The sequence below is a fragment of the Burkholderia sp. Ax-1720 genome (assembly GCF_011753035.1).
Taxonomy (GTDB): Bacteria; Pseudomonadota; Gammaproteobacteria; order Burkholderiales; family Burkholderiaceae; genus Burkholderia; species Burkholderia gladioli.
Genome location: NZ_VWWK01000243.1, coordinates 1 through 8,415, shown reverse-complemented (window position 1 = coordinate 8,415; position 8,415 = coordinate 1). Strand labels below are relative to the sequence as shown.

At 70.4% G+C, this 8,415-nt stretch carries 7 protein-coding genes; 3 read left to right on the top strand and 4 right to left on the bottom strand.

Annotated features, from left to right (window positions below; genetic code table 11):
• On the bottom strand, positions 1 to 857 hold an 857-nt coding region (locus F3J18_RS33945; protein ID WP_166916469.1), incomplete at its 3' end, for a VacJ family lipoprotein.
• Positions 850 to 3,480: an MMPL family transporter gene (locus tag F3J18_RS33940; protein WP_166916467.1), complete on the bottom strand. Its 2,631-nt coding sequence runs from the start codon at positions 3,478 to 3,480 to the stop codon at positions 850 to 852. The genes F3J18_RS33945 and F3J18_RS33940, both read right to left, overlap by 8 nt.
• A gap of 295 nt (positions 3,481 to 3,775) precedes the next feature.
• Between F3J18_RS33940 and F3J18_RS33935 the strand changes: the two genes are divergently transcribed.
• The gene (locus F3J18_RS33935; protein ID WP_013691720.1) at positions 3,776 to 4,372 is read left to right on the top strand and encodes an ABC transporter substrate-binding protein; all 597 of its coding nucleotides are present in this window, start codon (positions 3,776 to 3,778) and stop codon (positions 4,370 to 4,372) included.
• 278 nt (positions 4,373 to 4,650) lie between these two features.
• Entirely contained in the window at positions 4,651 to 5,157 is a 507-nt protein-coding gene (locus tag F3J18_RS33930) for a cupin domain-containing protein (protein WP_166916465.1), read from the top strand.
• A gap of 69 nt (positions 5,158 to 5,226) precedes the next feature.
• Here F3J18_RS33930 and F3J18_RS33925 read toward each other — a convergent pair whose 3' ends face one another.
• Positions 5,227 to 5,874 (bottom strand): response regulator transcription factor, encoded by a 648-nt coding sequence (locus F3J18_RS33925; protein WP_025100493.1) that lies wholly within the window; start codon positions 5,872 to 5,874, stop codon positions 5,227 to 5,229.
• 6 nt (positions 5,875 to 5,880) lie between these two features.
• Positions 5,881 to 7,275 carry a cache domain-containing protein gene (locus F3J18_RS33920; protein ID WP_025100492.1) on the bottom strand — a complete coding sequence of 465 codons (1,395 nt, stop codon included), beginning with the start codon at positions 7,273 to 7,275 and terminating at the stop codon, positions 5,881 to 5,883.
• Positions 7,276 to 7,517: 242 nt separating this feature from the next.
• On the opposite strand from F3J18_RS33920, the gene F3J18_RS33915 reads away from it, so the two are divergent.
• On the top strand, positions 7,518 to 8,207 hold the full coding sequence (locus tag F3J18_RS33915) for a response regulator transcription factor (protein ID WP_025100491.1): 690 nt from the start codon (positions 7,518 to 7,520) through the stop codon (positions 8,205 to 8,207).
• The last annotated feature ends 208 nt before the right edge of the window (positions 8,208 to 8,415 follow it).

The window sequence follows — 8,415 nt, the reverse complement described above, 5'->3', positions numbered from 1 at the left end:
GAGGCCGCCGCGGCACCCGCCGCCGCGCCCGATGCGCCGGCGGCCGGCGCCGCCGTGTTCGCGCCCGGATCCTCGTAGTTCGGCAGGCCCGAGGGCTCGCCGCTCGCGCCGCCGCCCGAACCCGGATCATCATAGTTCGGCAGCCCGCTCGGCAGCGTGCCCTGCGAGGCCGCGCCCGCGCCGCCGTGATAGGTGGCCGAGCGGCGCTGCTGCGTATAGGCGTCGCGCACGAACGAATACTTGTCGAGCGCGGCCTGCTGCAGCAGGTCCGAGGCGCCGAGCAGGTCGGCGCGCGCGCTGATGAACTGCGCAATGTACATCGGGTTGCGCACTGCCGGCTCGATGTAGTTGAGCAGGTTGAAGCGCACGTCCACCGCGCGGCCCACGCCGTCGCGGAACGAGCTGGGTCCGAACACCGGCAGCACCAGGTAGGGGCCCGAGGGCACGCCCCAGCGCGCCATCGTCAGGCCGAAGTCCTGGTGATGCTTGGGCAGGCCGGCCACCGTGGCCACGTCGAACAGGCCCGCCACGCCGAACACCGAATTGATCACCACCCGCATCACGTCCTCGGTGGCGTCGGTCACGCGCAATTGCAGCAGGTTGTTCGCGGCATTGCCGAGATCGCCGAGGTTCGAGAAGAAGCTGCTGATCGCGGTACGCAGCGGGCTCGGCGTGATCTTCTGGTAGCCGCGCGCGATCGGCACGGCGATATGCGTGTCGACCGTGTCGTTGAAGGTGAAGATGGCGCGGTTCATCGGCTCGAGCGGGTCGCCCGGGGTCCGGTTGGGGCCGGTCGCGCAGCCGCTCAGCAGCGCGCCGGCCAGCGTGGCCGCGGCAGTGATTCGGAGTTTATTCATCGATTTCGGGGGATTGGGGGGCGCGTGGCACGCGCGGTTTGCCCATCAGCACGGGCTGGAACACCACGGCGCCGATCAGCGTACAGGACAGCGCGAGCGCGAGCAGCTTGCCCATGCTCGCCGTCCCCGGATGATGCGATAACCACAGGCTGCCGAAGGCGGTGGCCGTGGTCGCGGCGCTGAACAGCACCGCGTGGGTGAGGCTCGAATGCAGCAGGCCGGTCTGGCCCGCGCGCCATGCCATCACGAAGTACACCTTGAAGGCCACGCCGACGCCCAGCATCAGCGGCAGCGCGATGATGTTGGCGAAGTTCAGCGACATGCCCAGCAGCACGCACAGCTCCAGCGTGACCACGCCCGACACCAGCAGCGGCACCAGCGTGCGCAGCACGTCGCCGAAGCGGCGCAGCGTGATCCACAGCAGGACCGTGATCGACAGGATCGACAGGCCCGCGGCCTGCAGGAAGGCCTTGATGATGGTGTCGGCCGAATGCAGGATCGAGATCGGGCCGCCGATGGTGGCCGGCTCGGCCTGCTTCACGGCCTGCGCGAAGTGGCGCAGCATCACGTCGTCGCCGGGATCGACGCCGGGCGGCACCTTCGGCGAGATCTGCACCAGCGCGCGGCCGTCGGAAGCGACCCAGTCGTTGACCATCTGCGGCGGCAGGTTGGCGCGCGTGATCTCGTAGGGCTGCAGCAGCGAGGCGAGTTGGCCGAGCGCGATCTTCAGCGTGCTGGAGAAGGCGAGCTCGGCGCGATCGCGCGCGGCCGGATCGGCGGCCGCCAGCTTGGCGAGCGATTCCGACAGGTGCTTGGCCTCGGCCGCGCCCGGGCCGGGATGATCCTCCACCGCGTAGCCGAGCAGGGCCGAGGCGCGCTTGAGCACGGCCACGCGCTGCGCGTCGCTGGCGGGCGGCGCGGGCTGCTGGGTCAGCGCCGGCAGCAGGGAATCGGCGGCGGTCTTGATGATGGCGAGCTTCTCGGGCTGCTCGGCGGGCAGGAAGGACGACAGCGTGGTGGTGCGGCCCACCTCGGGCAGCTTGGCCAGGCGCGCCGCGGCGGCGTCGGCCGCGGCCAGCGTGGGCGCCAGCATGTGCACGTCGTTGACCGAGGCTTCCGGCGAATCCTTCAGCGCGATCAGGGTGGCCATCGACTCGCTGTGCGGATCCTTCAGGTGCAGCGGGTTGAAGTCGAAGTGCAGGCGCGTGAGCAGCGGCAGGGCGCCGATCACCACCACCAGGGTACCGATCAGGATCGGCTTGCGGTGGCGGTCGAGGTAGTCGTCGACCGGCGCGAGGCGCGGGAAGCCCGGCGCCTTCGCCTCGCCGGGCGGGTGCATCAGCTTGAGCAGGGCCGGCAGCAGCGTCATGGTGGTGAACAGCGCGACGAACATGCCGACGCCGGCGATCAGGCCCAGCTCCGAGACGCCGCGATAGGCGGTCGGCAGGAACGAGAAGAAGCTGGCGGCCACCGCGGCGGTGGCCAGCGAGAGCGGCACGCCCATCGAATGCGCGGCGCCCAGCAGCGCGTGCTCGAGGTTCGGGTCGCGATGCCGTTCCTCGCGGTACTTCACGCCGTACTGGATCGCGAAATCGACGCCGAGCCCGACGAACAGCACCATGAAGGCCACCGAGATCATGTTCAGCGAGCCGACCATCGCCAGGCCCAGCGCGGCCGTCACCACCAGGCCCACCACCAGCGTGATCAGCACCGCGCCGATCATGCGCTTGGAGCGCAGCGCCAGCCACAGGATGATCAGCACCACGATCAGCGTGCCGATGCCGTTGAGCGCCGCGCCGTCCTGCACCGAGGCGAATTCCTCGTCGGCCAGCGGCTGCTCGCCGGTGAGCCGGACCACCGCGCCGAAGCGCTTGTCGAGCTGCAGCGAGGCGGCCGTCTCGCGGATCGTGCGCTCGGTCTGCTCGCCGGCCTTCAGCGCGCCGTAGTTGACCATCGGCTCGACCGTCACGAACGCGAAGGCGGGCTGCCTGGCGGCATCGCTGTCGACCAGCGCGCGCCACGAGAAGGCGGCCGGCCGGCCGGCCAGCACGTCGTCCACCGAGGCGGCGGCGCGGCCGAGCAGGGTCTTCATGCCGGGCAGGGTGACCTGGCCGGTCAGGAGCGGCTGGCCGAGCGTGGTGGACAGCGTGGTGGCCAGGCCGGTGACGCTCGGATCCTTGGCCAGCGTGTTGACCAGCGGGCGCGCGTCGGCGAGCTTGGAGGTGGTCTTGGCGACCTCGGCGGGCGACAGGAACAGCAGCGCGTCGCGCTCGAACAGCGGGCCGCCGGCCGGCAGCGAGACCTGGCCGATGCGGCCGGCCTGGGTGTCCTTGTCGAGCGCGGCGGCCAGCGCGTCGGCGGCGGCCGAGGCGAATTCCGGCGCGGGCGCCTCGACCACGGCCAACAGCGTCTGGCTGCGCTGCGGGAAGGCGTCGTCGACGGCCTGGCCGAGCGCCGCCCATTGCGGTTCGTTGTCGATCAGCTTGCTGACATCGGTATTGATCTTGAAATGCTGGACGGTATAGACGCCGGCGAAGGCGGCGATCAGGAGCGACAGCACGACGACCAGGATCGGGCGCCGTACCGACCAGGCAACGAGTCGGACGAGTAGGGTTGTCAGCATTGGGCGGGCTGGCGGGGGCGGGCCTCGGGCAAAAGTGACCAAGTATACCGGCGCGGCGGTTTCGGAGGCGGCTAGGTCCGCGCCCCGTTTTCGACGGCCGGCGTGGTAGAAACGGTGCCGGACCAGATCGCGCCCGGCCGGAACAGGATGTCATCGGGCGGTGACAAACGTAAGCGTGGCGTAACGAAGCTTTCCGGCGCGGCCCCCGGGGGCGCCGCGCGCGGGATCGGCCGCTATACTGTTTCGATCCGGAGCCATTGGCGCCGGCTTCTTTTTTTCGAGAGCAAGAGAACGCATGAAACGTCATCTGATTGCATTCGTCGCGGCGGCGGCCGTCTCCGTCACGGCTTTCGCGCAGAGCGCGCCTGTCGACGTGGTCCGCTCCGCGGTCGAGGGGACCGTCAACGCCATGAAGGCCGATCCCGCCGCGCGCGGCGGCGACATGGCCAAGATCACGCAGGTCGTCGAGACGCGTTTCCTGCCGGTGGCGAACTTCGAGCGCACCACCCGGATCGCCGTCGGCAGCGCCTGGAGCCAGGCGAGCCCGGCGCAGCAGCAGGAGCTCTACAAGCAATTTCGGCTCCTGATGACGCGCACCTACGCGGCTTCGCTGGCCCAGCTCGGCAGCCAGGACGCGAAGTTCACCTTCAAGGCCGGCGGCGGCAACGCCACCGACGCGCTGGTCCAGTCCACCGTGAGCACGCCGGGCGATACGCAGAACGTCGGCTACCGGCTCGGCAAGGAAGGCAACGACTGGAAGATCTACGACATCGACATGTCCGGGGCCTGGCTGATCCAGGTCTACCAGGGGCAGTTCAAGTCGCAACTGGCCGCGGGCGGGATCGACGGCCTGATCAGCTTCCTGCAGAAGCACAACGCGCGCGTCAACTGAGCGGCACGCGTTCGCGCGGCCGCCTTCGCCGGTTACGGCGGGGCGGCCGCGCCTGTCTCCTTCCTCATGCTTGTATCCGCAACGATGTTCTGCATCGTTGCGCCGGTCGTGCCAAAACCGTGGCGAGACGCCTCTCGCTTCCTCCCATTTCGATAGCGTTGCGACCCGAGGTCCGGGAATGCGCATTGCTGCGCCTCGCCCCCCGTGGGCGCTCGTGCACGGATCGGCCGCGTTGCGCTACGCTTGCGGGCACATCCTTTCTCCCAGGTGCCGATCCGATGACGCAAGCCACTTCCCGAGCCGCCGCCGAGCTGATCGAACGCTTCGCCCTCCAGCCGCATCCCGAGGGCGGCTATTTCCGCGAAACCTATCGCGCGCCGCTCGAGGTGGCGCGTTCGAGCGACGGCGCGGCGCGCAGCGCCTCGACCGCGATCTACTACCTGCTCTGTGACGGCGCGTACTCGACCTGGCATCGGATCCGCTCCGACGAGGTCTGGCATTTCTATGCCGGCGAGCCGCTCGAGGTGCATGTGCTCGACGAGCGGCAGGGCCACCTGGTTCATCGGCTCGGCAATCCGCTCACCCATCCCGGCACCGTGAGCCAGGCCGTGGTGCCGGCCGGGCGCTGGTTCGGCGCGGTCTGCGCGGAGCCGGGCGGGCTCGCCTTCGTGGGCTGCACGGTGGCGCCGGGTTTCGAGTTCAGCGAATTCGAACTGGGCGACGCCCAGGCGCTGGCGCGCGAATTCCCGCAACACGCCGCGGCGATCGCGCGACTGGCGCGCTGAAGGCCGCGCGAGCGGCCGCATGAGGGCGGTGCCGGGCGAGCGCGGCGCCGCCCTCAGCCCTCGGCGCGCTCAGCGCCGCCGATGTTCGACCGCGAACTTGATCAGCTCGGCCTGCCCCTCGATGCCGAGCTTGCGCTTGAGATTGAGCCGGTGCGTCTCGACCGTGCGCACCGACAAGCCGTTCTGCAGGGCGATCTGCTTGCTCGACAGGCCCTCGGCCAGCGCGTCGAGGATGTCGAGCTCGCGCGGCGTGAGGCGCTCGACCGGCCCGGCGCCCGCGCTGGCCTGGATCATGCGCGCGGCCAGCCCCTCGCTGAAGAAGGTCTGCCCGGCCAACACCGCGCCGATGCCGCGCACGATGTCGCTGGCCGGCGAATCCTTGAGCAGGTAGCCGCTCGCGCCGGCGCGTACCGCCTGCGTCACGTACTCGACGTTGTCGTGCATCGACAGCATCACCACCCGGATCGCCGGGAACCGCTCGTGGAAGATGCCGGCCAGCGCGATGCCGTTCATGCCCTGCATGGTGACGTCCATCAGCGCGAGATCGGGCTCGAGGTACTCGGCCAGCGCCAGCGCGTCCTCGGCCTTGCCGGCCTCGCCGACCACCACGAAGCCGGGCACGGCCTCCAGGCGCATCTTGAGGCCGTCGCGGACCAGCGGGTGATCGTCGACCAGCAGCAGCCGGGCGGCGGGCGAGGGGGAATCGGGAGCGGTCATGGTGGGTCAGTTTCCGGTGTGGCGCTGCGCGGGCAGCGGCACGCGCGCGGCGATCACGGTGTGGCCGAGCTGCGAGCGGATCGTCAGGGTGCCGCCGAGCGCGTCGATGCGCTCGCGCATGTTGCGCAGCCCCACGCCGCCGTGCGGGTCGGCCTGGGTGCGCTCGACGTCGAAGCCGCGGCCGTTGTCGGCCACGCTCAGCGAGACGGCATGCGAGCTCACTTCGAGCGAGAGCGAGCCGCGCGTGGCCTGCGCGTGGCGGATCAGGTTGGTCAGCGCTTCCTGGGCGATCCGGAACAGCGCGGTGTTGACCGCGGCCGGCAGCGGCGGCGCGCCCGAGTGAGCGATCTGCGTGTAGCCGACCTCGAAGCCGGTCTCGCTGCGCAGCTCGCGGATCAGCTGGTCGAGCGCGGCGGCCAGGCCCAGGTCGTCGAGCATGGCCGGGCGCAGCGCGTGCGAGATGCGGCGCACCTCGCGCAGCACGTCGCCGAGCCGGGCCGCGCTCTTGGCCAGCGCGCCCTCGGCCGCGGCGTCGCGCGCCGGGCCTTGCGCCAGCCGCTCGTGCACCGATTCGAGCATCAGCTTGACCGACACCATCATCTGGCTGATGCCGTCGTGCAGCTCGCGCGAGAGCCGCGCGCGCTCGTCCTCCTGCGATTCCACCACGCGCTGCGCGAGCGCCTTGAGCTTGGCGTCGGCCACCCGCGATTCGCTGACGTTGAGCACCAGCGCGCACAGCGCGATCACCGCCGCGCCGCCCAGCGCGATCGCGGCCAGCCCCTTCATGGTGCCGTCGATCTCGGCCGAGGCGCGCGCGTCGGTGCTCGCCAGCGCGCGGTCGACGTCGTCGAGATAGATGCCGGTGCCGAGCATCCAGCCCCAGTGCTCGAGCGTGACCACGTAGCCGAGCTTGGCCTCGACGCGGCCGGTGGAGGGCCGCTGCCACTGGTAGCGCACGTAGCCGTTGCCGGTGGTGGCGGCCTTGATCAGTTCCTGGATGGTGGCCGCGCCCTGCGCGTCGCGCATCGACCAGAAGTTGCGGCCGACGCGCTCGGGTTCGCGCGGGTGCATCAGCGAATTGCCCTGCAGGTCGTAGACGAAGAAATAGCCGTCTGGGCCGAACTCCATCTTGCGCAGGATCTCGAGGGCCTGGGCGCGCCGCGCCTCGTCGCCGGCCGCGCCGTCGCGCGAGGCCGCGTAGAGCGGGCCGATCGCGCTGGTGGCCAGTTCGACGTAGTGGCGCAGCTCGACCTCCTTGCTGCCCAGGTAGGCGGATTCGATGGTCTCGTGCTGGGCGCGCGCCAGCGAGGTGGCCTGCTGGCGCACGCCGAAGCCGATGCCGGCGATCGCGACCAGGAATGGCACGATCGCGAGCAGGAATATCTTCGCCTTGAGTTTCATGGTCGATCGACGGGGAGGGCGCGCCTTGTCGGCAAGGGGCCGGGCGCACCGGCGCTATTGTCCGCGATTTCGGTGCCGCGCGACGCATGCGGCAGTGCAGCGCGAGCGGTTCGGGCGCCGCTTCCCGGGCTTCGCGGCGGCGCGGCTTGGCAGGCCCGGCGCGGGCTTCGATGCGAGAAGCCGATTTCCCAATCGCGCGAGGGGTGAGTAAGATGGGCCATTTTCTGGATGGAGTACCCGCAATGCTGACCGCCGTGCTGGAAGACGATGCCGACCAACGCGACCTGATCATGTTGTGGCTCGAACATGGCGGGCATCGCGTGCTGGGCTTCGAGACGGGCGCCGAGTTCACCGCGGCGCTGAGCAAGGAACGGTTCCAGTTGTTCGTGATCGACTGGATGCTGCCCGACGCGACGGGCGAGGAAATGATCAAGGCGGTGCGCGACACGCTCGGCTGGAACGTGCCGGTGATCGTGCTGACCGCGCGCGACGACGAGCAGACGGTGCTGACCGCGCTGCGCGCCGGCGCCGACGACTACCTCGTCAAGCCCGCGCGGGCCGCCGAGATGCTGGCGCGGATCGCGGCCGTGGCGCGACGCTACGGGGTTGGCGGCAAGGCGCCGCTGACGCTGGGCGCCTACGAGATCGACATCCAGCGGGTGCGGATCGCCGTCAACGGCGCGCCGGTCGACCTGACGCAGAAGGAGTTCGACCTGGCGGTCTACATGTTCCAGAGCCCGGGCCAGTTGCTGTCGCGCGATCATCTGCTCAATCGCGTGTGGGGCGTGCATGCCGATGTCGATACGCGCACCGTCGACACCCACGTCAGCCGGCTGCGCAAGAAGCTGCACCTGGACGGCTCGAACGGCTGGAAGGTGATTCCGATCTACGGCTACGGGTATCGCTGCGTGCGGCTCGATACGCCCGAGTAAGGCAGCGGCCCGGTGGCACGCCGGCGAGCGACGCGCCCGATCAGGCCGGCGCGCGTAAGACTGTGAACGCGGCGGCGCATTCGATGCCGCCCGGCTCTTCGATTTCCTGATTTCCCGTCGATATCGGCCGCCTGGCGCGGCCCAGGCGGCCCAGGCCGGCGCTCAGCGCCACGGCCCGGGCGGCGAGGCGCGGCCGCCGTCGGTGGCG